Below are 24,018 nucleotides of genomic sequence, written 5' to 3'. Positions count from 1 at the left end.
TTCCAAGATTGAGTTATATGAGAAAAAAAGCAAATCTATGACCCAAACAGCCAAAAAAACCTCTCCGAGACGATAGTCAAGGAGAGGTTTGGAACTAGCTTATTCAGGAATGTACATGAAGTTAAGGTTTTACAGCTTGCGGCTCATTATTTACAAAGTGATAGACCGGAGCTTTGACAGGGACAAAGTCTGATCCATCGACGAGCAATGTACGCAAATCAAAATCTGCCTCAAAATCATTTTTCCCACTCTTTTGTATGTATTGCATGATATCTATCCCATAATCGGAAAATACTACCCCATTCTCATCCACGATTGCTTGAATCGTTTGTCCTGAGAACACACTTCGAATCGTTGGGGCTGTTTTGCTCATTGCTTTGTAATCGATTTGATAAAACCCTGGGTATGTTTCCTCGCCCTTTGGAAGGACATTGTTTGTTTGGATATAAGAAGTTACCCAGCTCTGAATATCATTAATTTTTTGAAATGCCAAAATATCAAGCAGCTTCACTCTAGGCTTACTCTCTTCATCAATAATAAGGTAGCTGTAATTGCCGCCTTTCTCAAAAGCAGAAGAAGGTATATCAGACATATAGCCTGTCCGATTTAGCACTCCAAAATCAATATAAAATTTCTCATACTTCGGTGTGTCTGCGGTACTGTTTTTCATGGGCAGCATGCCCGTTTCGGACTGATATTGATCAATCGCTGACTGAACATTACGAACTGCTTCTTTGGGAGCAACTTGGTTTTGCTTCATTTGACTTTTCGGATACATACAGCCCGATAAAGCAAATAGCAAAACAATTAAAGCAGAGAATGCTGCGAACTGGCGTATGTAACGTGGCAGCCTTCCCATAAATAATCCGTTCATTTTTTTGTAACCTCCTAAAGGTTTGCGAAGCAAACCTGCTTCGTAAGGATATGCTTAGGTTTGCGCAGCAAACCCGCTTCGTAAGGATATGCTTAGGTTTGCGCAGCAACCTACTTCGTCATTCATCCTACCATAGATCATCGTTTTCCTCTGCTTGCTTTGCGAGCTGTCTTGCAACTGCCGCTCGCAGCGGATCTAATGGAATTTCCACATCCACTTTCCCAGCTACCCTAGCTTGGCATGATAAACGCTCATGATTTTCGTCTAATCCAGACAGCTTGTTTCTCTCCACATCACCAATCGGCTGCAGCTGGCTTCCCGGCCTCACAGTGACCTTGCACATGAAGCAAGCAGCTTTGCCCCCGCAACGTGTGCGAATCGGTATATTCGCACGTCTGGCAGCGTCTAACAGCGTTGTGCCTGGCTTCACCTTAATGCTCTTCCCCGATGGCCAAAAAGTAACTACTCCGTCCATGACAAGCCACCGGCCTTTCGATAAGACAACAGCTGATGAAGAGTACGCCTTGCCTCAGCGGTGAATGTATTGTTAGTTTCAATCGCAAGGAATGCACCTTCATGCTGAGCAGGCGCTTTTGCAATCGCTTGAACGATTAAATCAACGCGATCCATCCGATCTCGCAAAAAATTAAACCACAGCTCATGCGCAAGCGGAACGATCGCTACTGAATAATTAGCATCGTTTAACAGCACTTTCTCTGAGAAAGGCATCAGTAATTTATTAACCATCGTCTCATACTTACAGCCTTGAGCACTCACCTCGAACCCGCCGACGAGCTCAACCTGTATTCCTTGTATTATAAAATGGCTAAGCGTTGATCGATACATATCTGTCACGCTTAATGTTGGTTGATCCTGGGCAAAAGGCTTAAGAGCATCATAAATTTCTTGTACATTCTGTTCATCACAATAAATGTCCAAATCACGCGGTTCGTTTGACAGTTCAAGTCCTCGAAGCATTAGACTGGCGCTTCCGCCAATAATCCACTGCGCCTGACTTGATTCTGTCGCTTTTTTAACGGCAGCCAGCGCTTTATGAATGCGTTCATTTTCTGACATCGCTGGCACTTCCTTCATCAGTAGCTTATGCATTAAAAATAAGGCTTGTTGGCTGCTGCGATTTTCGCATCAGTACTTTTGACGATGGCCTGGCAGCCGAGCCGGTAGCCTTCTTCAAACTCCTCCGGCTCAAGACGGTCCCACTCCTCGTCCGTAATGCCTTCAAGATGCTCCATGCCTTCTGTTACCAAGCAGCGGCACCGGGCACAGGTTCCTCTCGCGCAAGAGAAGCTCCAATCAATCTCATGCTTAAGTGCATGATCAAGCAGCGACAAGCCTTCTTCTGCTTTTACAACAGCTGTTTTGGTTCTACCCTTTAATTCAATCATTGTATGTCAAAATCTCCCTTTTGTTAGTGAACGACCGTCCCCTATGTAATAATTTCTAAATAATGGATATAAGTCCGCATACAAAGCCAATGATTAGAACAATAAATGCAATTAACGATAGAATAAATTTCACTGCGCCTTTCGTTTTCAAACGAGCAAACGTAATTAAAAGGGCCGCAATCGCCATCATCCCAATGCCGAATAGCGAAACCCACATTTTTGTCATAGCATCCATAGAAATTCCATTCTCCTAATCTATATCATAATGAATTCTCACCCATTATAACATCGCACAAAAAAAAGGACAAAAGCTGACAGAACACTTTACCGAATAAAATATTCGGGGCGCTCCACGCTTTTGCCGCATTTTTTTATTTTTTTATCATCATTTTCATGATTGCTTCCATGTTGCTGGCGCTCATGCCGCTGGCTTTGACAGCTCTTACGATATCATTAATCGTAGATTCCGTAACCTTGACCTTAGCCACTTCCGACACTTGCTTAATCAGCTTGCGAAGCTCAGCTTCGTCAGTCATCGTCTGTGCTGTAACTCCGCTGGCAAGCTTTTTGACTGAGCTCTCGGAAATTCCTTTGCCCGTCTTTTTATTGATCGAATTGAGAATGTCCTTGGAGAAATCCCTCGCCATACTCTACACCTCCAGCATGCGCATGTGTATTGCTCCATGCATCATATGAGCCGGCAAGAAGATTGGTGTAGGCGCTGGTCCTTAGCCTAACTCTTCGATTTCATGCGTCCGCAGCCTGCCCATCAAATGCTCAACGGCAGTCCTAGGCGCTTTGTTCGCGAACAATACCTCATATAACTGAAACGTAATCGGCATCTCAACATCGTACTCTTTAGCTAAACTGTAAGCCGCACGCGTCGTACGTACACCTTCTACGACCATTCCCATCCGAGTAAGCACGTCATCTAGAGGCGTGCCATCTGCAAGCATGTAGCCAGCACGCCAATTTCGACTGTGCTTGCTTGTGCAAGTAACGACAAGATCGCCGACGCCAGCTAATCCTGCAAAAGTGAGCGGATTCGCGCCCATTGCCGTTCCAAGCCTGCTGATCTCCGCTAGGCCACGGGTTAATAAAGCAGCCTTGGCATTGTCGCCAAACTGAAGCCCATCCGTCAAGCCTGCACCTAATGCAATAATGTTTTTGATGGCTCCAGCCACTTCCACACCAACGACATCCGGATTTGTATACACTCGGAAATGCGTATTCATGAGCGCATCCTGGGCTTGCTCAGCTGCTTTCAAATCAGTTGAAGCAACAACTACTGTAGTAGGCTGCTTCAAAATAACCTCTTCAGCATGGCTTGGTCCTGATAAAACAACAAGCTGTTCCATCGGCCTGCCAAGCTCTTCCGAAAGTACAGTCGTCATCCGCTTCAAAGTATCTGTCTCAAAGCCCTTTGTTGCATGAACAACAAGCGTCTTATCCGATAGAAACGGTGCCGCTTGCTTAGCAACCTCGCGCATAGCGCCAGAAGGCGCAACGAACAAAGCGAGCTCTGCATCCTGCAGTGCATCCTTTAAATCCGTAGTTGCATGGATTAGCTCAGGAAGCTTTACTCCAGGCAAAAACTTGCTATTCTCATGGCTGAGGTTAATGTTCTCCGCTTGTTCCGTACTGCGCGTCCATAGCTTTACATGATAGCCATTTCTCGCGAGTACAGAAGCAAGAGCAGTGCCCCAACTTCCAGCAACCAGCACTGCCGCATTTTTCATTGTTGATGAATCCAGCTTTGTCATGCGACGCTCACTACCCTTTCTTTGCACCTAACTTGTTTTCCGTTCCTTGAAACAGCTTTACAATATTCGACCGATGGCGTACGAATGCAAAAATACATATCAGAAGACTTGCACAAAGTAAAGGAACCGAATAATAGAACAAAGTAATAAATAATGGCGTTAAAGCAGCAAACAATAATGAGCCAAGCGATACGTATCTGGTCAAAGCAATTGTCGCAATGGCAATGGCTCCTGCACAAAGTGCAGGCACGAAAGCAAGGGTCGCAATGACACCTACTGTCGTTGCAATGCCTTTGCCTCCTTTAAAGCGGAACCAAATCGGCCAGTTATGGCCAATGATTGCGGCTAATCCGCACAAAACTGGAATCCAGTCGTTTTCACTAAGAGCGCGGCCAATAAATACAGCTGCTACCCCTTTGCCGATATCGAGTAAAAACACCAGTAAGCCCGGCCCTTTGCCGAGCACCCTGAGTGTATTCGTAGCACCAGCGTTTCCGCTGCCATGCTGACGTATATCGATACCTTTCACCCATTTGGCAATAACGATGCTAAATGAAATTGAGCCTAACAAATAGCTTAAAGCAACCGCGATTACTCCGTATAACAAGCTACTTCTCCCCTAATCTTCTTCGGACTTACGACGCGAGAATATGCGTATAGGAGTCCCTTCAAAATTAAATGCAGCACGAATTTTATTTTCCAAATAGCGCTCATACGAGAAATGCATAATTTCCGGATCATTGACAAAAACAACAATTGTCGGAGGTTTGATCGCTACTTGCGTAACATAGTTGATGCGTAGACGCTTGCCTTTGTCGGATGGCGGCGGATTAATTGCTACTGCATCCGAAATGACGTCATTAAGAAGATGAGTCTGAATGCGCATTGCATGCTGTTCAGAAACATGCTTCACAACAGGCAACAGCTTATGCAAACGCGTTTTGGTTAATGCTGATAAATAAACGATCGGTGCATAAGACATGAACAAGAAATGATCACGAATATTTTGCGAGAAGTTTTGCATCGTCTTCTCGTCCTTTTCGATGACATCCCACTTGTTCACAACAAATATCGATGCTTTTCCTGCTTCATGAGCATAACCAGCAATATGCTTGTCCTGCTCGATGATGCCTTCTTCACCGTTAATCAGCACTAGAACAACATCTGCGCGTTCAATCGCTTTCATCGCACGCATTACGCTGTACTTCTCTGTTGACTCATACACTTTGCCGCGTTTACGCATGCCGGCTGTATCAATGAGCACATAACGCTGCCCATCACGTTCGAAAGGTGTATCAATGGCGTCGCGAGTCGTACCTGCTACATTGCTTACAATTACGCGGTCTTCGCCAAGCAGTGCATTCACTAGAGATGATTTCCCTACGTTAGGACGGCCGATTAATGCAACACGGATGACATCCTCATCGTAGCCATCATCGGTTAGATCCGGAAGCAAAGCGACAGCAGCATCAAGCAAATCACCGATACCTAGTCCATGCGAGCCGGATATTGCGATTGGTTCACCAAAGCCAAGTCCATAAAACTCATAAACTTCATCCATGCGGCCATGATTATCAACTTTATTAACTGCAAGCACAACGGGCTTGCCCGAACGGAATAGCATTTGAGCAACTTCATCATCCGCATGCGTCAAGCCTGTTTTCGCATCCGCCATAAAGATAATTACATCTGCTTCTTCAATTGCGAGTTCAGCCTGCATACGCACAGATTTCATAATTTCATCTTCGCCATCGATTTCAATACCGCCAGTATCAATAATGCTGAACGGTTTTCCATTCCATTCTCCGGTGCCATAAAGCCTGTCACGAGTGACGCCCGGTTTATCCTCAACAATTGCTAGACGGTCGCCGATGACCCGATTAAAAATCGTGGATTTCCCCACATTCGGACGACCGACAATAGCGATAACGGGTCTTGCCATGTTTGTTTTCCACTCCTTCAAAAATACTCACGCTATCCATCATAGCAAAAAAGTGCGTTCTTGGCTAACTTTTCATATTATCGGTGATTGACCAGTATGATTGTACCGTTCTTTAAATCATGCGCACTCGCATCCAAAATCTTCTCGAGCAGAAACGAGGTTTCTTCCAATTTATCTACATTTTCTGCAATAAAAATCGGCGCTCCGCCACTAACCGCATCTGCATGAATGGATACCACAGCTAAGATTTCAGCCATTTTTCTCTGCCCCTTTCTTGTTCACAGATGCTTCTGTCGGCATGCGAACAGCAGATTCCAAAATCGGCACTCGCATGATAACTGCTTTCCCTTTATCTGCATCCAACTCCTGTGGCAATATAAATACAGCCAATCGTCCATCCTTCATATCCAACTTCGCCATAGGTATTAAAGCAGGCTCTCCATCATCGCGGTATACCCCTAAAATCGTAGCCAAATCGTAAAGAATAGCTTGCCGTTGACCAAGATTGCTTAAAGTAACTTTGCCATTTGAGTTGAAGGGAGTCAAAATAAACCCCATGCCACGCGATGCAATGATTTCTTGGTTGCTCTTCAAACCTACGTTCATAATATAAACGTTATCAACAAACAAATCCGGGCCATCCACTCGAACTTTTGCGGCTTGCACCTCAGCAATATGGGAGACAGCTTTGCCTGATTTCAGCTTCTCAACGATTAAGAGCGAGATAACTCCCGCTATCATCCCTACCCATATATTTACTAATATCCCAAATAGACTTGTAAGCAATGCCGTCATAATAACTAAGTAATTTCGCCCTTCAAAAACCATGGCGATTCCTTCAATATATGTCGAACCGCGTCCTACCAGCTCCATACTGTCGATTTTCGTCAACGTTTCGCGTTCCATTTTTCGCACATCTCTAAATTGCTGAGCAGCTAATGTAAGGAAAGTAATTGCAGTGTAATCTTTGTTAAACAGCGCCGGCACAGCAACAGCTCCTAATGCCGCTGCAATTACACCTAATGATATATGGATGATTCGTCCATGAGGATAGGTTGGATACTGGCGATAATCCGTTCTAAGCATGAGCAAGCGTGAGATCAGGCCAAAGGCAATCCCAAGGAGAACACCGACCAAATATTTGTTTTCAACGAGAAAATGCTGCATTAGGATGGACGTCCTCCCTTTATATGCCAAAGTATTACGCTGAGCTTGGAAAACACAAATCGAACCGATTTTAGCAGCAAACTGCAAATCATAGCTGTAGCCAGCGCAATCCAAAAACTGTCCCACCAAGCTAAATTGCCAATATGAGCGGTGTGTGCTCCAAATTGAAGGACAGTGTTAAACGTTTCGCCAAGTACCGCTCCCCAGACGATCATCCCAAATTGATGTTTTACATGCGAGGTAAACGCGCCGCAAAAAATTCCACAAAGCAAAGGAGCATCCCAGCTCGGATCAATCCAATGAAAAACGGGATCAAAGCTATACATTTTGCGGATGAACCCCCATATGACAGCAATCATTATTGTGCACAATATTAAGTACCCTAGATAACTCCAATCCTCGGCTTTCTTAAATGCGAGTATGCCTAACAGCAATAGAAGACAAACACTCATATGAAGCTCAACCTGAATATGGCCTTGTAACGGCTTCCACCAAAACGAAACACCCATCAGTGCGATTAACGCAATGCTAAGAAGCGACAACATACGACGGCTAATATCGGGAGCTATAAACGGCTTCCAGCCTGTCGTAATAAGGATAAACATAATAATCATAATCCAAATCGACATATATCCGGGATTCAACGTTATCTCACCTCTTGTACCCCCTATTATGCACCAAAAAAAAGGAGCTATTCCTGCGAGTTTTCGCAGAAATAGCTCCTTTTTGTAAATATAAGAAAGTATATCGTTTGCTTCTACTTATCTTACATTTCTCCGTCAAAGCTGCCTCAGCATCCAGAGGACGCTGAAGGCGTTTTTGATTGATATAAAATGATATTATTTAAGGTTTTTAAGCTTGTCGCCGAAACGCTCTGCAAGTGAGTAGCTCATGCTCTCATTGCTCAAGCTTACATTCGGGTTATCGATTTTCTCGATTTTTGGTGAACGTGGTGCACGATCAGGTCTAGCGCTAGGAGCTGGTTGCTCAGGCGCTTCTTCTGTTTCTTTGATGCTTAGGCTAACGCGTTTTTCAGCAGGGTTGAAGTCAAGAACTTTCGCTTGAACTTCTTGGCCTTCTTGAAGAACTTCGTTAGGTGTAGCAATGTGACGGTGTGCGATTTGCGAGATGTGAACAAGACCTTCAACGCCTGGAGCGATTTCAACGAAAGCACCGAATGGAACTAGGCGGCGAACAGTACCTGTTACGATATCGCCAATTGCAAATTGACCACCTGCAGAATCCCAAGGACCTGGTTGAGCGGCTTTCAAGCTAAGGCTAATTTTTCCAGCAGCTGGATCAACTTTAAGTACTTTAACCCGTACCGCTTGACCTTCAGAAACAACATCCTTCGGATGTGCAACATGCTGCCATGACAACTCGGATACGTGAACAAGGCCGTCAATGCCACCGATATCAACAAAAGCTCCGAACGGTGTAAGACGTTGAACCGTACCATCAAGTTCTTGACCTACTTCAAGCGCAGCAATAACTTGCTTTTTGCTTGATTCGAATTCAGCGTCAAGCACTTCTTTTTGAGACAAGATCACTTTGTTGTTCTCACGATCGATTTCTTTGATCTTAACGCGAAGCGTACGACCTTTGTAACCTGCGAAATCTTCAACGAAATGACGCTCAACCATTGATGCTGGAATAAATCCGCGAACGCCTACGTCAGCAACAAGGCCGCCTTTTACAACGTCAGCTACAGCAACTTCAAATACTTCGCCGCTCTCAAAACGTTTTTCAAGAACATCCCATGCTTTTTCGCCGTCAACTTGACGTTTTGAAAGCACCAGCTTTTCTTTCTCGTCGTCGATGCTTACAACTTTAAGCTCAACCTCTTGACCGATTTGAACAGCATCCGCTGCGTTTTCAATCTGCACTGCAGAAAGCTCACGAACCGGAATAACACCGTCATATTTATATCCAAGGCTTACATAAGCTTGGTTATCTTCGATTTTGACGATCGTACCTTTAACGGAATCGCCTTTTTTCAAAGACACGAAATTATCCAAAGCGTCTTGGCTTACTTCTTCCGCCACGGATTCTTGCACATTAGTTTCTTCTGACATTGAAATAACCTCCTCAGTTCTAACCACAACTTTATTTAAATCCGCAATCGCCTAGAGCGAAAGCAGCATTTAAAACATAACTTAACGATTGTTTGCAGCTAACTCGCGAATGCGAGCCATAATGGCGTCTGTTACTTGCTCAAGCATATCGGGCGATGATTCTTCAATAATTGCAGTAAGATCAATAGGCTTGCCGTAACAAACGATTATTTTGCTGAATGGTCTATATTTACCGACAATGGCAACAGGAACGACTGCTGCGCCGCTGCGAACAGCAATCATGGCTGCGCCCTTCTTGGCTGCTCCAGACTGATTATTGCGAGAGCCCTCCGGGAAAATACCCATGACATTGCCTTCTTTCAGCAACGTGATCGCAGACTTGATAGCGTCCTTGCTCACACCGCCGCGTTTGACTGGAAACGCGCCAAACGAACGAATAAGAGGCCCAAATACGGGAACTTTAAATAATTCCTCTTTCGCCATAAAATAAACCTTGCGTTTCACCTTGACTCCAACCGTAGGCGGATCAAAGTTACTCAAATGATTTGAAGCGAGAACAACTGGTCCGTCGGCTGGAATATTTTCCGTGCCTCTAGCTTCTAATCGAAATAACACCGTGTAAATAACACGCAGGAGAAACCTAAAAATAAGATATGACATAGTTTACTTCGCCTCCGCCAATTTGGTTCGGCTTAATTTCACAATTGCATGAATGACTTCATCAATTGTCATGGCGGTGCTGTCGAGTACAATAGCATCCTCCGCACATATGAGCGGTGAGATGTCACGTTGCTCGTCCAAACGATCTCGTTCAGCGATCTCCGCTTCCAATTGGGCAAGCGAAATGGTTTGAGTGTCCACTATTTCACGGAAACGGCGAAGTGCCCGTTCCTTAACGGATGCAGTCAGAAAAATTTTCAGTTCCGCATTTGGCAGCACATGTGAACCAATATCACGGCCATCCATTACGACGCCTTTACGCTCTGCAAGCTTACGCTGCAAGTCGCCAAGAACTTCACGTACCGTTTCATTCGCAGCAATATGAGACACTTGAAGCGTCACTTCGCGCGAGCGAATCAATGCGGTTACATTTTCACCATTCACAAATACCGACTGGCCATGTTCACCAGGTTCAAGCTCAATCTCTAATGCTTTTACTAGTTCAGCAAGTTTGGCTGACTGGTCCACCTTTACTTCTGCTCGCTGGGCGCTTAGTGTTACTGCGCGATACATAGAGCCTGTATCGATATACACATAGCCAAGCTGCTCGGCGACTTTCCGTGCAACCGTGCTCTTGCCCGCGCCTGCCGGCCCGTCAATTGCAATGTTCATACGGTCGCTGTCACCTTCGTGATGCACCACCTAAGGTCAACCCCCTTTTAGTAGAGACGGCTGGCCGAATGCATGTAAGAATGCGACGCAAACCTCTCAAGAAAAAAGCAGGCTTTGCCTGCGAACGTGAAAATTATACCACACTATATACGCAGATGCAAAAGCTGAGCGTCAGTTCATATGGGTTCCTTCCCACTGATCTACACCCGTCAGCCAATATCTAACCGTATCATTTTGCAATGCTGCTTGTGAGCATACGAGTAAAATAACGAGCGTAATGATGATTTTCTTCAATACGCTGCTTACTTCATCCGTTAGTTTAATCATTTTTTTGCGGTTTGTTTTTTTATGTAACAAATTTCGTGTCATATGAATAACCCCTCCCTCTTTCTGGGTAGTTTTCCATATTAAACGAATGTTATTCAACGATTGCGATATTCCAGCTGCTTCTCAAAGCAGTACCTGATAACCTTTTGCCGCTCTGAATCATTGATGCTCACATATTTAATCATAGCCTGCTTCCTTCCGGATTCAAGCTGGACAACACGTACGACTTCCCCACGGAAAAAAGCATGTTCAATGGTCCCGTTCTTAAATGGAACTAGCAACCAGCACTCTAGTACTTGTTCAGGTGCGATCTGCCATTTCCCATCACAAATAAAGGAGATTCCTCCACCGCCAACATCATCGGTTTCACATACAAACCGGATGTTGCTTGACATTTTAACAGCAATCTCAAGTTCAGCAGATACGCGCAAGAAGCTGCGTCTTTGAACTTTAGTAATGCGATCCAGTTCAGGCCTGCGAATTTTTATGAGTTTAACAACGCCATCCTCTTTGAATCCAAGGACATGTGAATCGAAATAATTTTTTATGCCATCCTCTGATACAAAATAAACAGAAAGCTCATCTCCTAAAAAAAGGCGCTTGTACCTTCCTGATTTCTCGCTGATTGGAATTTCTATTAGTAAACCGTCCTCTTGCTCATCGGCAATACGGGACTTGTATTCAATCGCTGCTTCCTCTTCGTCTGACGATGCGATCTGATAGTAAAGCATTTGGTTCACTTTTGGCAACAAATTGACTCCCCCCATTTACATGTCATTATAACACGTCGATTTGAGGGGAGCCATATCGTTATTTGTCAGAAGCTGCCTTAGAATCTGCGTGAGACATTTCCTCAATCGATTCTTCCGTGCCGGTTTCTGCATTGATATATACGCGATAAATCGAACCGTTCATTTGCCCCGTATATTCATAGCAAAGAGCCTCTTTGCCTAAATCGTTGAAGATGATCGCCATTTGCTCTGTTTGCACCTTCATCTCCGGATTTAGCGCTTTCCTTGCCTCAGCTTTTGTAATCTTTGGACTAGGGATCTTGCGAGTGTGATGTTGATACACATAATCATTAGCTTGCAAGCCTACCGTCTGCCCTTTATCAAGAGCAACCTTCAAGGTCAATTTATCAGGGTAAATAAGAACCCCGTTCTGCGTGCCTACATAAGTAAATGCACCTGTGTTTTGATATTTGTCGTAGCTAATAGCTTTCATATCCTTAAATCCGTGTTTCTTCAAGAAGGAATCAGCCGATGCTTTTGCCTCTTCAAAAGTCACTTTCGCTTCTCCAATATCACGCGAATTCAAAAAATAGAGAAGCTGGCCGCCTTTTTCAGTAAAATCCATTTGAAGCGTACTGTCCTTGCCTTCTTTAACCGTTGCTGAGAACGAAGCATATTCAGTTCCCTTCGCATTTTCAACAACACGGATGTCAGCATTAGGAACATCAGTAAACTTAGCCGCTTCTTTTTTAATTTCTTCAGCGGTCACCATGTTTCCGCCAAGCATTTTAATCGTACGCTTCTGATACATGCTGCTAACAGAAGGGCCCCAATTGATTTCTGGATATTCACTTACCTTCTTGTCTACCGATCTAAAGCCGTCAATGATAATGTTAGGGTCACTTGCGTTTTTGGCAGCTGCGATTTCAGCGTCCATCCAGCGCAGACGGTTGTTCAGCACATCCTTCTGCATCTTTGACAAATCCTTCGATATTTCCTGTGAATTCGTATAGAGCGTCTTAAGCGTCTTGAATTCATCAGGCGAAAGCGGCTGCTTCGTCAAGTCGCGAACAGATGTCTTATATGCAAAGTTTGCAATGCGCGACAGGAAGTCTTCTGCTTCATTGAAAGGAAGCATTGATACAGGAAGCTGGTTGATCTCATTTTGCGCTTGGCTCGTTAAACGCCATACATTGACAAGCCCTTTGCGATGAAAGGCTTGTGAGGTGGAGTTAACAGCTAGCGTGTTGCCTAATTGCTGATGGAGCTGCTCAACATGGCTAGTCAAATCGTGGAACGCTCGTTGATATTGGTTTTCAGCCTTTATCAAAACTGCGTTTTTCTCTTGTTGCTCTTGATAACCCCAGTAGGCAGCGCCGATAAACAGCACTGTCATAATGGGAAATAGAATTGAACTGAGTCGACGGTACATAATACAAAAGCTCCTTTCTTGTGCAAAACCTGGTTTTAGTTTGGTTTGCCCAAGGGAGCTTTATGCATCCATCTATTTATTTGTCATTGCTGCATGTATTTCCCTAAAATACGCTATGCTCTTCAATTTCCAGATCATTTGCATTGTTGCAAATGCACTGCTTAAAGCCAGTATCAATCGAATCTTTTTCTCTTCGTCCGCGAAGCACAAATTTTTCTCCGCATAGATTGCATCTAATCGTTACCTTTATTCTTGCAGCCTCCATAAGCCCCTCCTTAGCCATTATTCGAACGCCATCATTTCAGGCATTACAATATAATGTAAGTATGGACGGATCGACTACAGTTTAATCTCATCTTCACGGACCATAAATCGAAAGGGCGACCGTGCATTCGCATGACTCATTTTGCGCAAGCCCCATATCCAAAGCACGATCATAAACGGAATAATAAAATACATCCAATTTGTGCGCAACGTAATCATGATCCAATCGTAAGTACCATGTAGAAGCACTGGCAGCAAAAGTGAAATGCCTAAGAAATAGACGGTTTTGTTTTTTGGAGCAAACTTCGCTTTCCCTAAATAATAGCCCATCATTATGCCGAACAAGGCATGGCCAGAAACGGGAAGCAGCGCCCTCACGAGAAGCGTGCCGAACGTTGCAGGCGAGTAAATGGCATACAAGACATTTTCTAAGGTTGCGAAGCCAAGCGAAATGGCTGATGCATAAACGATTCCGTCATAAGGCTCGTCAAATTCGGTATGGTTGTAAATGACATGATACAGTACGAACCATTTTACGAACTCTTCTACGCCTGCGGATTCGCCAAAGGCAAATATGAGCGAGTGATCGCCAAGCCAAAGCTGAAGTCCCCGCTGAATAACCATGATCGGTACAACGACAAGAATGCCTAGCACAAACATTCTTGCTACCATGTGGATAGGCTCCGCTTCATAACGATCTCTCAAATATAAATAAGTAAGCAGCGAAACGCCTGGCGCAACAGCCGCAGTCAAAACGGAAAACAACAGCATTCTTCCCCTACTTTCTTACACCCAGCCACGATAGCGTACAGCTTCAGCCATTTTGCGAACACCGGCCATATAAGCTGCAAGACGCATATCGACCTTACGGGTGCGGTGTATTTCATACACTTGGTTGAAGCCCCTTATCATCATAAGCTTCAGCTTATCATCCACTTCTTGTTCATCCCAATAATAGCCTTGATTATTTTGCACCCATTCAAAATAGGACACGATGACGCCACCGCTGCTCGCGAGCACATCCGGAATAAGCAAAATGCCTTTGTCCGACAGGATTCGCGTAGCTTCCAGCGTCGTTGGGCCATTCGCTGCTTCTACTACGATGGTTGCTTTAATGAGATGGGCATTTTGTTCCGTTATTTGATTCTCGATTGCCGCAGGCACAAGCACATCACAATCGAGCTCGAGCAGCTCAGCATTCGTAATTGTGTTCGTAAACAAGTTCGTTACATTGCCAAAGGAATCTCGACGATCGAGCAAATATTCGATATCGAGTCCTTCTTTATTATACAACGCCGCGTTCACATCGGAAATACCTATCACGCGCGCACCGGCCTCATGCATGAATTTGGCAAGATAACTTCCAGCATTACCAAAGCCTTGAATGACGATTCGCGCATCCTTTATGTCTATATTTTTCATGTTCAAAGCCTCATGGATCATCATAACGACCCCTCTGGCTGTAGCTGTCTCTCTTCCTTTGGACCCGCCAAGCACAAGCGGCTTCCCTGTTATAAAGCCTGGAGAATCAAATTCACGAATGCGGCTATACTCGTCCATCATCCAAGCCATAATCTGTGAATTAGTCATCACATCAGGCGCAGGAATATCTTTGCTTGGTCCTACGATTTGGCTGATGGCCCGCACATACCCTCGGCTTAAATTCTCAATTTCTCGGAAAGACATCGTTCTTGGATCGCAAATAACGCCGCCTTTACCACCGCCATAGGGCAGATCAGCAATTCCACATTTTAGACTCATCCAAATGGACAACGCCTTAACCTCGTTTTCAGTGACGGCTGGATGAAAACGCACACCGCCTTTTGTAGGTCCTACCGCATCATTATGCTGTGCTCGATACCCCGTAAACACTTTTGTTTTGCCATCATCCATCCGAACTGGAATACGGACGGTCAGAAGCCTCATGGGCTCCTTCAATAAATCAATCATATCCTGATCATAGCCAAGCCTGCGCAGCGCTTCTTCAATAACAATCTGAGTAGAATGCAACACATCGTTTGCTTCTTTATCACTCATTCCAATCACCGCCTTTGTCTACATCTAATATGAGCGCCTTTTCCTTCGTATATTCCATTATTATGTCATGCTACATGCAAGAAGAGCATCGTACAGACAAAATCAGCCTGCAGATGCTCTATCCGTGTACATTTGATTAAAAACTAAAATGATTACATATTTCCCTTACCGCTGTTTCGGGTATAATCACTTTTCCGTACTCTTCCAGCATGGCGTAGGTTACCGAAGTTGCTTCACCATACTCAGCGAGCAATGCAATAACAGCGTTATGCCTGGAAGCCTCGATAAGAGCAGGTTCCAGCGCTAATATATATTTGCCATGATAGGAGTACAAACGTCCGTCTTCCGTAAGCGTAGAGCTTAGCAATTGCTTGCAAACCGATATGACATCCTCAAAATCGCGGAAAGAGTACATCACAATATCGCTTTGCTCAAGCGTCACTTCCATCTCGTATATTTCGTCTTCCGTGTCGTCATCTTCAGTTGGCCTATCGCCTGCATGACTGTTCATTTTGCCACGGGTGACAATCACTACCATACCTTGAGCGGGGAGGGCAAACACTTCGACCGCTAATGGGCCGCTGGCATCGAATCCAAGTTCACTATATGCTTGATCCATCATTTCACTGAATAGTTCGTGTACTTTTGGAATTTCGCGCCACATGTCGTCCTTCTGGATCCCCCGTTCCAGCAGGTCGTCGAACGTCAGGAAAATCCGAATCTTATCCTGGCTCAGTCGTTCGATTTTCATGACAGGATCCTCCTCTGCAGCATCTGTTGTAATAGCGTATGAATTTCTAAGTAAGATGTGATCAAATTGACCAAATCATGCTATGTAACTACTTTATCATGTCTTTTCACTGATTGCACTAATAATGAACGAAAAAAAGAATCGTTTGATCGCATCGCATTTCTGCTTTGCGTCCCTACGATTCTGCATGCTTGCTGCTTTACTTAGTGGGAAAAGGCTGACGATTCCGCTTTGATCTTGTCCGCTTCCTTCTTCAATGAGGGATCGCTGTTTACGATAGCCTCAATTTGTCCCCAAGCGGCTTCGGATTTTACGGCGGTATCGTCTGAATGCTTTGGGGAAAGCGCAGACGCATTTTCCTTGACAGATTTACTCATCATTTTCGCAACAGAATTGCGTGCAACATTGGAACAAACGTCAGAAAACGCATGTGCTGCCCATGATACTGCTCCAGGCTTTCTGCGCGAGAGATATACCGTTGCTGCTGCGCCAATTATTCCACCGACTAAAAAGCCACTTAACCTCATGATCTCGAACACCTCTTTCCTAATTCATCTTGCGTATTCAGTTGTTAGTTTGACCGACAATCAGAAGCACCATTCCATATAAAATAAGGAAATCATCCTTATCCTTCTATTAGGCAAATATGATACAATGATGTCGTTTCAGCAGCATTTACATCAAAATAATGGAGGGCAAGCATCATGAAGCGTTACCTGCCTATAATCATTCTGCTTCTCGGGTCGCTTCTAACGGCCTGCAGTGCGCAGCAGCAAAACGAGAGCCTGCAGTCTTCAACTGAAGCCACTGAGACAGCAGCCGTACCCGAGACTTCACAAAGCTCAAACAATGCAATAAACGATGATACAGTCGTAACGAGTGAGGAACCTACGCCAACCGCTTCGAGTGAGCAGGAAACCGGCATAACAGCACTATATCGAATGAGCGAAGCCTATCGCTTCGTACCGATTGAGGAGAATACATCAAGCAAGGTTGTTTTGCTTACTTTCGATGATGGGCCAAAAGACGAAACCGTCTTAACCAGCATGCTCGATACCCTTGATAAACATAAGGCTAAAGCGATTTTTTTCGTAAATGGTTATCGGGTGAAAAAAAATCCCAATTTGTTGAAGCTCATTGATGAACGCGGACAAACAATCGGCAACCACTCTTGGGATCATAATGATTTAAAAAAAGAAGCTAAAGAAGTCGTTGAACAGCAAATCGGCGATGTTCAAACAGATGTCGAAGCTTTAATAGATAAAAAACCATTGTTTTTCCGCCCTCCGTACGGCTCTGGCGGTGATACGGTCAAGGAAATTGCAAAAAACCACGGCATGCTTTACATGACGTGGTCAAATGGTTCCCTTGATTGGGATAAAACGGCTAAAAACAAGCCTGAGGTTGTCATTAAAAATGTGCTGGAGCAGCTGCATCCCGGCGCCAACATACTTATGCATGAACTGCAGTGGACTGCCGATGCTCTTGATGAGTTGCTCACCTCACTTGAAAACAAAGGCTACGGATTCATTGATCCAGCCACCATTGAGGTCACTCGCTAAATTTTAAGCCATACCAAAAAAGTCCACCAACTAAACTTACAAACAATAGGAACAATAAATTGTAATAAAACTTTGTAACCTTATTCATTTGTGTAGGATGTTTCTTTCGCCGAGGCGGCAGAGCTTCTCCCTGATTGGAATCCGTTCCGATGATGGACGGCTCTGCCGTCTCTTCATGCTGTGCTGAAGCTCTCGAATTTCCAAACTTTTCTTTCCTGCTCATGACTCCCTCCTGAATCTTATAATTAAACCCATGATGAAATCGATCAAAAAGTGTGCAATAATCGGTGCCCAAATCGTACCTGATTCCATATAAATCCAGCCTAAGCCATAACTAATCGAAAATACGAGTCCGGTGGGAATCCAATGTTTTAAATACCTTACATGAATAGTAGCAAAAATTATGCTTGTCCAATAGGGACCTATGGCATGCTGAATCGCCCCGCGAAAGAGCAATTCCTCACAAATAGCTACAACTAAGGAAATAACTGCAATATGCCAAACCTTCCGCGTCCGAAAAATACGATCATTTACTCCGCCATCATCGCTTGCTTCTTCTGGAACAAAGCGCGAAATAAGCAGGTCGACTATGATAACTGCTGCTGCCAAGCCTGCACCCCAAAAAACAAAAACAAGCTCCTTTGGAGGCGTAAATAAAGCAATCACATTTTGATGCTGAAATAAAACCCATATTAAACCGATAATAAAAGTAAATGCTTGCGTAGCATATAAATTGATTAACAGCATGCGGTCATCAAGCTCATCAACGGACACCTTTCGAATGCGAATATTGCGAATATCAAATTTCTTCATAGCTTCCCGCCTGTCTGGAACGTTCATATTTTCTTTTTCGACCTTTTCACCTATACTGGTAGAACAAATCGACAGAATTATTTTTTTACATAGAAGGAGATAGAGATAGAGATGGAAAAAAAATTAACGACAACCGCAATGTTATTCAGTGTTGGATTTGTATTTCTACTTATTTGTACCGTTGGAGCCTTTTTCTATGGCATTCAAATTGGCACTGAAAAGACTAAAGCCCGCTATGTGAATGAAGCAGATGACGCAAAAACAACAACCGCTTCAGCAACCCCTTACCAGCAACAAGACTTGGTATCGTTCTATCATACTGTATTTCTTCCTTATCGTGAATTTCAAAACGAATGGTTCGCAGCTATGAACAAATTATCGCAAGGAAAGTCATTTGAAGCAACTTCTATGTTTAAAGATTTGGCAAGACTTGCTAGCGCCAAAGCAGATGAAGCAAGCTCGATTGATATGCAAAAATCTCCACTGCTCGGAGAAGCTCAGGTTAGTTACATACGAAGTCTTAAACTATTTAATGAAGCTGCTGTCAACGCAGCGGCTAGTGCAAAGAAATTATCCTTTAATGAATTAATGAAAAATGTCGAACAAGATAAAACCTATCTCTCTGCCGCTCAATTTGCACTAAACGCTCAGCAGCAATATTACTCCGCTATGCTGAAATGGTCAGCAACGGTAGATCTTGATATTCCTTCAGAATACAAGGCTCCAGCTCTGCTGGAACTGTCAGCATGGAAAAACTTTAACATTACGATAAAAAACAAAGTAATGGCTGATCAGCTAATGACTCGCAAAAAACTTACTGCCTATTATCCGCAGGATTTAACAAGTCGAGTAGATGAGCTTGTCCAATCTGGACAAGCAACCAAGTTAAAATTGCATTCCGTATCTGCTGTTGTTGATTTACTGATTAATACGGAAGCCGTTCGTTCAGGTGACTTCAATGAGAGCAAATCAAGGCTTTATCAACAGGCACTTCTACCGCAGCTGCCTTTTTTCTACCCTGAAACAAATTAAATTTCAGTTCCTTTGTTAATCATATTGAAACCCTTGTAAAGAGGCTATAGCCGCCATCCCACCGGTAACGTTGTGAAGGCTGCTGTAGCCTTTTTCTTCTAAGTAATTGCAAACCGCTACACTTCGTACGCCATGTGCGCAGATGATATAGATAGGCAGCGTGTCGTCAAGCTCATTCAGTCGCACAGGAATCGTGTTCATTGGAATTAATTTTGATGTCTCCAAATGATAAAACTCCCATTCAAACTCTTCTCTTACATCTATGATTTGACTTGCTTCTACTTGTCCATTCCCTAGCAGTTCAAGCAAAAATTGCGGTGTCACATCCTGCCATTTCGTCATGAATAAAGACCTCCAATGTCGTAAATTGTTGCTAATGATGCTTGAATCATAACGAAATTTTCACAATTCAGCAAGTTTGAGGATTGCTTTTGTCCACCACATTGCTTTAAAATAGAAAAGTCTAAGTTCGATGATCAAACTCTCGACCCGCTGCTGCACAACGGTGCCGGGTAGAGGGTTTTTCTGTTCATATTAAGCGAAGCCTAATAGCTTCGCCCCATTTTAGGAGGCATACTTCACATGTTTAAAGTGTTAGTTTCCGATCCAATCAGCGATTTGGGCATTCAGCAGCTTGTTGATGCGTCAGATGTCGCAGTCGACAAAAAACCTGGACTCAGCGAAGACGAATTAGTTGCAATTATTGGTGAATACGATGCGTTGCTAGTACGCAGCCAAACCCGCGTAACAGCAAAAATTATGGAAGCTGGCAAACAGCTTAAAGTAGTTGGCCGTGCAGGTGTTGGCGTCGATAATATTGACCTAGACGCAGCAACTCAGCGCGGTATCATTGTAATCAATGCACCAGACGGCAACACCATTACAACTTGTGAGCATACATTTGCTATGATGATGGCGGTAGCCCGTCATATTCCACAAGCGTACATGAAAACCGTTAATGGAACATGGGACCGCAAATCCTTCCTAGGCGTTGAGCTTCGCGGCAAAACACTAGGCGTACTCGGTATGGGACGTATCGGCAGCGAAGTTGCCAAACGCGCAAAAGCCTTCGGCATGGATATTTTGGGTTATGACCCGTTTATGACAGAAGAAAGAGCAACAAAAATCGGCGTGAAGCTTGCTAGCGTGGATGAAATTGTTAGAGGTGCAGATTTTATGACTGTACATACACCTTTAACGCCTGAAACTCGCCATATGATCGGCAGAGCTCAATTTGAAGTGATGAAGCCCGGCATGCGAATTATAAACTGCGCGCGCGGCGGCATCATCGATGAGATTGCTTTGGTTGATGCAGTGGATGCTGGTATTGTCGCTGGCGCCGCATTCGACGTATTCGAAGTGGAGCCTCCTGCTAATGACCATCCTTTCTTGACACATCCAAAAATTATCGTAACTCCGCATCTTGGCGCTTCGACTGTTGAAGCACAAGAAAACGTTGCGATTGACGTTTCGGAGCAAGTGCTTCATATTCTCCGCAGCGAGCCATTTATCAATGCGGTTAACATGCCTCCGATTCCGGCAAACCTGCAAAGCATTCTTCAGCCATACTTTACACTTGGCGAGAAGCTTGGCAACTTTATTGCACAATCGACTGAAGGTGCAGTTACCGAAATCGTTGTTGGTTATGCTGGAGAGCTCGCAGAGGTTGATACGCAGCCACTTACTCGTTATATCGTTCGCGGCGTTCTAGCGCATCACCTTGGCGCAGAGCAGGTTAATGTGGTTAACTCCCTTCACCTTGCGAAGGTGCGCGATGTAAACATCGTCGTTCAAAAATCGCATGCTTCGAAAGACTTTACGAACCTGGTAACCGTGTCCCTCCGTACGAAAAAAGAAGAACGTATTGTTTCCGGCACATTGCTCACTGGATACGGACCTCGTATTGTCCAAATCGACAAATTCCCAGTTGATGTGACGCCTGAAGGAAACCTAATCCTAATCTCGCATAACGATAAGCCTGGTATTATCGGACGAGTTGGAACGCTTCTGGGCAACAATGACGTTAACATTGCAACGATGCAAGTAGGTCGTCAGCTTGTTGGCGGCTCCGCAATCATGGTTCTGCGTGTGGATAAAGCGACACCTAAGGAAGTGCTTGAGCAGCTAACAAGCATGCCTGAGCTAAACACAGCGAAAGAAATTACACTTTTTTAAATAAATTTGTTTACTATATAGGAGAAGAGCCTGCCGATTCATTCGGCAGGCTCTTCTTTTGTTTCACGAACAACAAGAATTATCTTCTGCTTTCTACAAAAAAAGCGCCCCCAGCAGGAGCGCTTTGACAACTATTGATGAGCTTCGACAGGAAGTAAGATTGTAAACGATGTGCCTGTGCCCGCACTGCTTTCGACTACAATTCGACCCTGATGAAGATCGATCAGATTTTTTACGATGGCAAGTCCAAGTCCTGTTCCACTTGATGAGCCGCGTTTACGCGCTTTATCCGCCTTATAGAAGCGTTCGAAAATAAAAGGCACATCCTCGGTTGGAATCCCTTGCCCCTCGTCTCTGACGCGAAGCTCCACATACTGTCTTCCGTTTACGTTTGCATGCTGACCTGAAATAGTAATCGACTTGCCCGATGGCGTATGCCGCAATGCGTTATCAAGGAGGTTAGTCAATACTTGCTCCAATCTATCCTCATCTGCTTCCTTTACAAGCAGCGACTCATTGGGCAGATCCGCGACCAACCTCACCTCGCGTTCCTTCGCATACACCTGGAATTTCCGATGTACCCGCTTCAAGACATGAGCGAGATCTGTCTCTTGGAAGTTCATATCGACGTGGCCGGCTTCCATTCTAGCGATATCCAGAAAATCATTTACGAGTCTGCCCATTCGCAGCGACTCGTCATAAATGACTTGAACGAGCTCCTTGCGATCTTCCTCCGACACGACAATATCATCAAGCAAAGCTTCACTATAGCCTTGCAGCATCGATAGCGGCGTCCTGATTTCATGTGAGATGTTAGCTACAAAATCTCGTCTCAGCTTCTCAAGCTTATGCTCCTCCGTTACGTTACGGATAACGGCAACAGCCCCGCGAATAACATCCTTCGACTGCAGCGGAGCCATTACAACTGACCACACGCTGCTTAGAACATGAACCTTATCGGTAACATCCCTGCCCTCTTCCATCACTCTTTGAAACAACTCGCGGAGCGGCATTGGAACCTCGGAATATGCAGTCGGGCTCTCGGACTCATCCTCTTGCCAGACAAGCTCTACCCCTGACCACTGATTGATTAGCAAATGACCAACTGGATTCGTAAGTATGACTTTACCTTCCGCGTCGAAGGTAATGACTGAATCCCCCATACTTCGCAAAATGCTCGCAAGATGGTTTTTCTCATGATTGATGTCATGAATCAGCTTATTCAGCTGCTCCGTCATATGGTTAAACGTATCCGCAAGTTCGCCGATCTCATCACTGGAGCGTATATGAACTCGGGTTGTATAATTCCCTTGAGAAATCGATACCGCTGCATCCTTTAGTTGAAGCAGCGGCTGTTGAATTTTTTTGGATAAGAAGAAAGCAAAAAATGTTGATAACAAAAATCCGACAATCGCTGTTACAACAAAAAGCACTTTCACCTGATGCGTATTGTTTTCTTTAAACCAGATGTCAACATATTGAAGTAAAAATACGCCAACGATAAGCAATACGACAGCAACAAGCAGCATGATTGTCGCCCAGAGCTTTCCAACTACACTGCGGTACAACTTGCCAATCGAACGATGCCACAAGCTCATTTACTTAGGTACCTCTAGCTTATAGCCGACTCCCCAAACGGTAGTAATCATAGATGCCGCATCAGGAGACACTTTATTCAATTTCTCGCGCAATCGTTTTACATGGGTGTCGACAGTCCGCAAGTCACCGAAAAACTCATAGTTCCATACATCCTTCAAAAGCTCTTCACGAGAGAACACTTTATCAGGCGAAACTGCCAAGTAATGCAGCAGCTCATATTCTTTAGGCGTTAAGCTTACCTCTTGTCCACCGGCCGTTACACGGTGAGCATCATGCTCAATAACCAAATGAGGGAATACGATGTTGTTGCTTGAATTAATTTCTTTTGTTAAGAACGCAGTAGCCGAGGATCGTCTCAAGATAGCCTTCACTCGGTAGATAACCTCGCGTGGACTAAAAGGCTTGACGACATAATCGTCCGCGCCAACCTCAAAGCCCTGCACACGGTTCATTTCTTCACCTTTAGCCGTTAGCATAATGACAGGAGTAGCCTTCACTTGACGCAGACGGGAGCACACTTCTACGCCGTCGATTCCTGGCAGCATCACATCAAGCAGAATGAGCGCGTAATCCGTATTTGAAGCTAATCTTAGGGCAGTTTCTCCGTCTTCTGCCTCGTCGATTGTGTAGCCTTCCTTCTCTAAATACATTTTGAGCAAGCGACGGATCCGTTCTTCATCATCTACGACCAATATACGGCTTGAATAATCAGACATAGGGCAATTCTCCTCTCAAT

31 protein-coding genes are annotated in these 24,018 nt (G+C 44.5%); 3 read left to right on the top strand and 28 right to left on the bottom strand.

The features are described 5' to 3' along the window. Nucleotides 1-121: 121 nt before the first annotated feature. The 23 genes from AB4Z45_RS27055 to AB4Z45_RS26945 all read right to left on the bottom strand — a co-directional run bounded on the left by AB4Z45_RS27055 (nt 122) and on the right by AB4Z45_RS26945 (nt 16,628). Nucleotides 122-874, bottom strand: coding sequence for a hypothetical protein (locus tag AB4Z45_RS27055; protein WP_441912620.1), 753 nt, complete (start codon nt 872-874; stop codon nt 122-124). A 127-nt stretch (nt 875-1,001) separates the two neighbouring features. Then, nucleotides 1,002-1,349 carry a 2Fe-2S iron-sulfur cluster-binding protein gene (locus AB4Z45_RS27050; RefSeq protein ID WP_441912619.1) on the bottom strand — a complete coding sequence of 116 codons (348 nt, stop codon included), beginning with the start codon at nt 1,347-1,349 and terminating at the stop codon, nt 1,002-1,004. Continuing rightward, nucleotides 1,337-1,951, bottom strand: coding sequence for a nucleotidyltransferase domain-containing protein (locus tag AB4Z45_RS27045; RefSeq protein ID WP_441912618.1), 615 nt, complete (start codon nt 1,949-1,951; stop codon nt 1,337-1,339). Before AB4Z45_RS27045 ends, AB4Z45_RS27050 begins: the two co-directional genes overlap by 13 nt. A gap of 32 nt (nt 1,952-1,983) precedes the next feature. Further along, nucleotides 1,984-2,280 carry a 2Fe-2S iron-sulfur cluster-binding protein gene (locus tag AB4Z45_RS27040; protein ID WP_441912617.1) on the bottom strand — a complete coding sequence of 99 codons (297 nt, stop codon included), beginning with the start codon at nt 2,278-2,280 and terminating at the stop codon, nt 1,984-1,986. A 55-nt stretch (nt 2,281-2,335) separates the two neighbouring features. Continuing rightward, nucleotides 2,336-2,515 (bottom strand): DUF2768 family protein, encoded by a 180-nt coding sequence (locus tag AB4Z45_RS27035; protein WP_076271353.1) that lies wholly within the window; start codon nt 2,513-2,515, stop codon nt 2,336-2,338. Nucleotides 2,516-2,651: 136 nt separating this feature from the next. Beyond that, nucleotides 2,652-2,927, bottom strand: coding sequence for a stage VI sporulation protein F (locus AB4Z45_RS27030; RefSeq protein ID WP_076271354.1), 276 nt, complete (start codon nt 2,925-2,927; stop codon nt 2,652-2,654). An 81-nt stretch (nt 2,928-3,008) separates the two neighbouring features. Beyond that, nucleotides 3,009-4,043: an NAD(P)H-dependent glycerol-3-phosphate dehydrogenase gene (locus tag AB4Z45_RS27025; protein WP_441912616.1), complete on the bottom strand. Its 1,035-nt coding sequence runs from the start codon at nt 4,041-4,043 to the stop codon at nt 3,009-3,011. A gap of 10 nt (nt 4,044-4,053) precedes the next feature. After that, nucleotides 4,054-4,650 carry a glycerol-3-phosphate 1-O-acyltransferase PlsY gene (gene plsY / locus AB4Z45_RS27020; RefSeq protein WP_076271355.1) on the bottom strand — a complete coding sequence of 199 codons (597 nt, stop codon included), beginning with the start codon at nt 4,648-4,650 and terminating at the stop codon, nt 4,054-4,056. A 12-nt stretch (nt 4,651-4,662) separates the two neighbouring features. Next, entirely contained in the window at nt 4,663-5,985 is a 1,323-nt protein-coding gene (gene der, locus AB4Z45_RS27015; protein ID WP_441912615.1) for a ribosome biogenesis GTPase Der, read from the bottom strand. A 77-nt stretch (nt 5,986-6,062) separates the two neighbouring features. Beyond that, a complete protein-coding gene (locus AB4Z45_RS27010; protein WP_076271357.1) occupies nt 6,063-6,242 on the bottom strand; it encodes a capping complex subunit for YIEGIA in 180 nt (59 codons plus the stop codon). After that, nucleotides 6,235-7,152, bottom strand: coding sequence for a YIEGIA family protein (locus AB4Z45_RS27005; RefSeq protein WP_441912614.1), 918 nt, complete (start codon nt 7,150-7,152; stop codon nt 6,235-6,237). The genes AB4Z45_RS27010 and AB4Z45_RS27005 overlap by 8 nt, the downstream gene beginning before the upstream one ends. Further along, nucleotides 7,152-7,796, bottom strand: a complete 645-nt coding sequence (locus AB4Z45_RS27000) for a YphA family membrane protein (protein WP_441912613.1) — start codon at nt 7,794-7,796, stop codon at nt 7,152-7,154. The genes AB4Z45_RS27005 and AB4Z45_RS27000 overlap by 1 nt, the downstream gene beginning before the upstream one ends. 195 nt (nt 7,797-7,991) lie before the next feature. Beyond that, nucleotides 7,992-9,227 carry a 30S ribosomal protein S1 gene (gene rpsA / locus AB4Z45_RS26995; RefSeq protein ID WP_076271360.1) on the bottom strand — a complete coding sequence of 412 codons (1,236 nt, stop codon included), beginning with the start codon at nt 9,225-9,227 and terminating at the stop codon, nt 7,992-7,994. Nucleotides 9,228-9,308: 81 nt separating this feature from the next. Next, nucleotides 9,309-9,887 (bottom strand): lysophospholipid acyltransferase family protein, encoded by a 579-nt coding sequence (locus tag AB4Z45_RS26990; RefSeq protein ID WP_339203291.1) that lies wholly within the window; start codon nt 9,885-9,887, stop codon nt 9,309-9,311. Between the two features lie 3 nt (nt 9,888-9,890). After that, nucleotides 9,891-10,559 (bottom strand): (d)CMP kinase, encoded by a 669-nt coding sequence (gene cmk / locus AB4Z45_RS26985; RefSeq protein WP_441912638.1) that lies wholly within the window; start codon nt 10,557-10,559, stop codon nt 9,891-9,893. Nucleotides 10,560-10,730: 171 nt separating this feature from the next. Continuing rightward, complete coding sequence (locus tag AB4Z45_RS26980) at nt 10,731-10,928, bottom strand: hypothetical protein (protein WP_076271362.1); 198 nt, start codon at nt 10,926-10,928, stop codon at nt 10,731-10,733. 53 nt (nt 10,929-10,981) lie between these two features. Next, a complete protein-coding gene (locus AB4Z45_RS26975) occupies nt 10,982-11,638 on the bottom strand; it encodes a flagellar brake protein (protein ID WP_441912612.1) in 657 nt (218 codons plus the stop codon). 58 nt (nt 11,639-11,696) lie between these two features. Beyond that, a complete protein-coding gene (ypeB, locus tag AB4Z45_RS26970) occupies nt 11,697-13,049 on the bottom strand; it encodes a germination protein YpeB (protein WP_441912611.1) in 1,353 nt (450 codons plus the stop codon). A 103-nt stretch (nt 13,050-13,152) separates the two neighbouring features. Next, nucleotides 13,153-13,314: a hypothetical protein gene (locus tag AB4Z45_RS26965; RefSeq protein ID WP_179089937.1), complete on the bottom strand. Its 162-nt coding sequence runs from the start codon at nt 13,312-13,314 to the stop codon at nt 13,153-13,155. A 74-nt stretch (nt 13,315-13,388) separates the two neighbouring features. Then, nucleotides 13,389-14,084 (bottom strand): glutamic-type intramembrane protease PrsW, encoded by a 696-nt coding sequence (gene prsW, locus AB4Z45_RS26960; protein ID WP_076271365.1) that lies wholly within the window; start codon nt 14,082-14,084, stop codon nt 13,389-13,391. 15 nt (nt 14,085-14,099) lie between these two features. Beyond that, nucleotides 14,100-15,350, bottom strand: a complete 1,251-nt coding sequence (locus AB4Z45_RS26955) for a Glu/Leu/Phe/Val family dehydrogenase (RefSeq protein WP_076271366.1) — start codon at nt 15,348-15,350, stop codon at nt 14,100-14,102. A 136-nt stretch (nt 15,351-15,486) separates the two neighbouring features. After that, complete coding sequence (locus tag AB4Z45_RS26950) at nt 15,487-16,101, bottom strand: genetic competence negative regulator (protein ID WP_339203296.1); 615 nt, start codon at nt 16,099-16,101, stop codon at nt 15,487-15,489. Nucleotides 16,102-16,304: 203 nt separating this feature from the next. Further along, nucleotides 16,305-16,628, bottom strand: a complete 324-nt coding sequence (locus AB4Z45_RS26945) for a hypothetical protein (RefSeq protein ID WP_339203298.1) — start codon at nt 16,626-16,628, stop codon at nt 16,305-16,307. Between the two features lie 177 nt (nt 16,629-16,805). On the opposite strand from AB4Z45_RS26945, the gene AB4Z45_RS26940 reads away from it, so the two are divergent. Further along, nucleotides 16,806-17,663, top strand: coding sequence for a polysaccharide deacetylase family protein (locus AB4Z45_RS26940; protein WP_441912610.1), 858 nt, complete (start codon nt 16,806-16,808; stop codon nt 17,661-17,663). On the opposite strand, the gene AB4Z45_RS26935 is transcribed toward AB4Z45_RS26940, so the two are convergent. Together AB4Z45_RS26935 and AB4Z45_RS26930 are read right to left on the bottom strand one after the other, a co-directional pair. Next, nucleotides 17,653-17,886 (bottom strand): hypothetical protein, encoded by a 234-nt coding sequence (locus AB4Z45_RS26935; RefSeq protein ID WP_076271370.1) that lies wholly within the window; start codon nt 17,884-17,886, stop codon nt 17,653-17,655. The genes AB4Z45_RS26940 and AB4Z45_RS26935 overlap by 11 nt on opposite strands. Beyond that, nucleotides 17,883-18,476, bottom strand: coding sequence for a CPBP family intramembrane glutamic endopeptidase (locus tag AB4Z45_RS26930; RefSeq protein ID WP_441912609.1), 594 nt, complete (start codon nt 18,474-18,476; stop codon nt 17,883-17,885). Before AB4Z45_RS26930 ends, AB4Z45_RS26935 begins: the two co-directional genes overlap by 4 nt. Before the next feature lie 111 nt (nt 18,477-18,587). Between AB4Z45_RS26930 and AB4Z45_RS26925 the strand changes: the two genes are divergently transcribed. Continuing rightward, complete coding sequence (locus AB4Z45_RS26925) at nt 18,588-19,508, top strand: hypothetical protein (protein ID WP_430057898.1); 921 nt, start codon at nt 18,588-18,590, stop codon at nt 19,506-19,508. A 15-nt stretch (nt 19,509-19,523) separates the two neighbouring features. Here the strand turns inward: AB4Z45_RS26925 and AB4Z45_RS26920 are convergent, their stop codons facing one another. After that, on the bottom strand, nt 19,524-19,850 hold the full coding sequence (locus tag AB4Z45_RS26920) for a rhodanese-like domain-containing protein (RefSeq protein WP_339203303.1): 327 nt from the start codon (nt 19,848-19,850) through the stop codon (nt 19,524-19,526). 240 nt (nt 19,851-20,090) lie between these two features. Between AB4Z45_RS26920 and serA the strand changes: the two genes are divergently transcribed. Then, complete coding sequence (gene serA / locus AB4Z45_RS26915) at nt 20,091-21,683, top strand: phosphoglycerate dehydrogenase (RefSeq protein WP_441912608.1); 1,593 nt, start codon at nt 20,091-20,093, stop codon at nt 21,681-21,683. 131 nt (nt 21,684-21,814) lie between these two features. Here the strand turns inward: serA and AB4Z45_RS26910 are convergent, their stop codons facing one another. Both AB4Z45_RS26910 and AB4Z45_RS26905 read right to left on the bottom strand, forming a co-directional pair. Then, the gene (locus tag AB4Z45_RS26910; protein WP_441912607.1) at nt 21,815-23,281 is read right to left on the bottom strand and encodes an ATP-binding protein; all 1,467 of its coding nucleotides are present in this window, start codon (nt 23,279-23,281) and stop codon (nt 21,815-21,817) included. After that, entirely contained in the window at nt 23,282-23,998 is a 717-nt protein-coding gene (locus AB4Z45_RS26905) for a response regulator transcription factor (protein WP_053376699.1), read from the bottom strand. Nucleotides 23,999-24,018: the final 20 nt, after the last annotated feature.

The organism is Paenibacillus sp. MCAF9, from assembly GCF_052114265.1.
GTDB lineage: Bacteria > Bacillota > Bacilli > Paenibacillales > Paenibacillaceae > Pristimantibacillus.
This window is presented reverse-complemented; position numbering and strand designations above follow the sequence as displayed.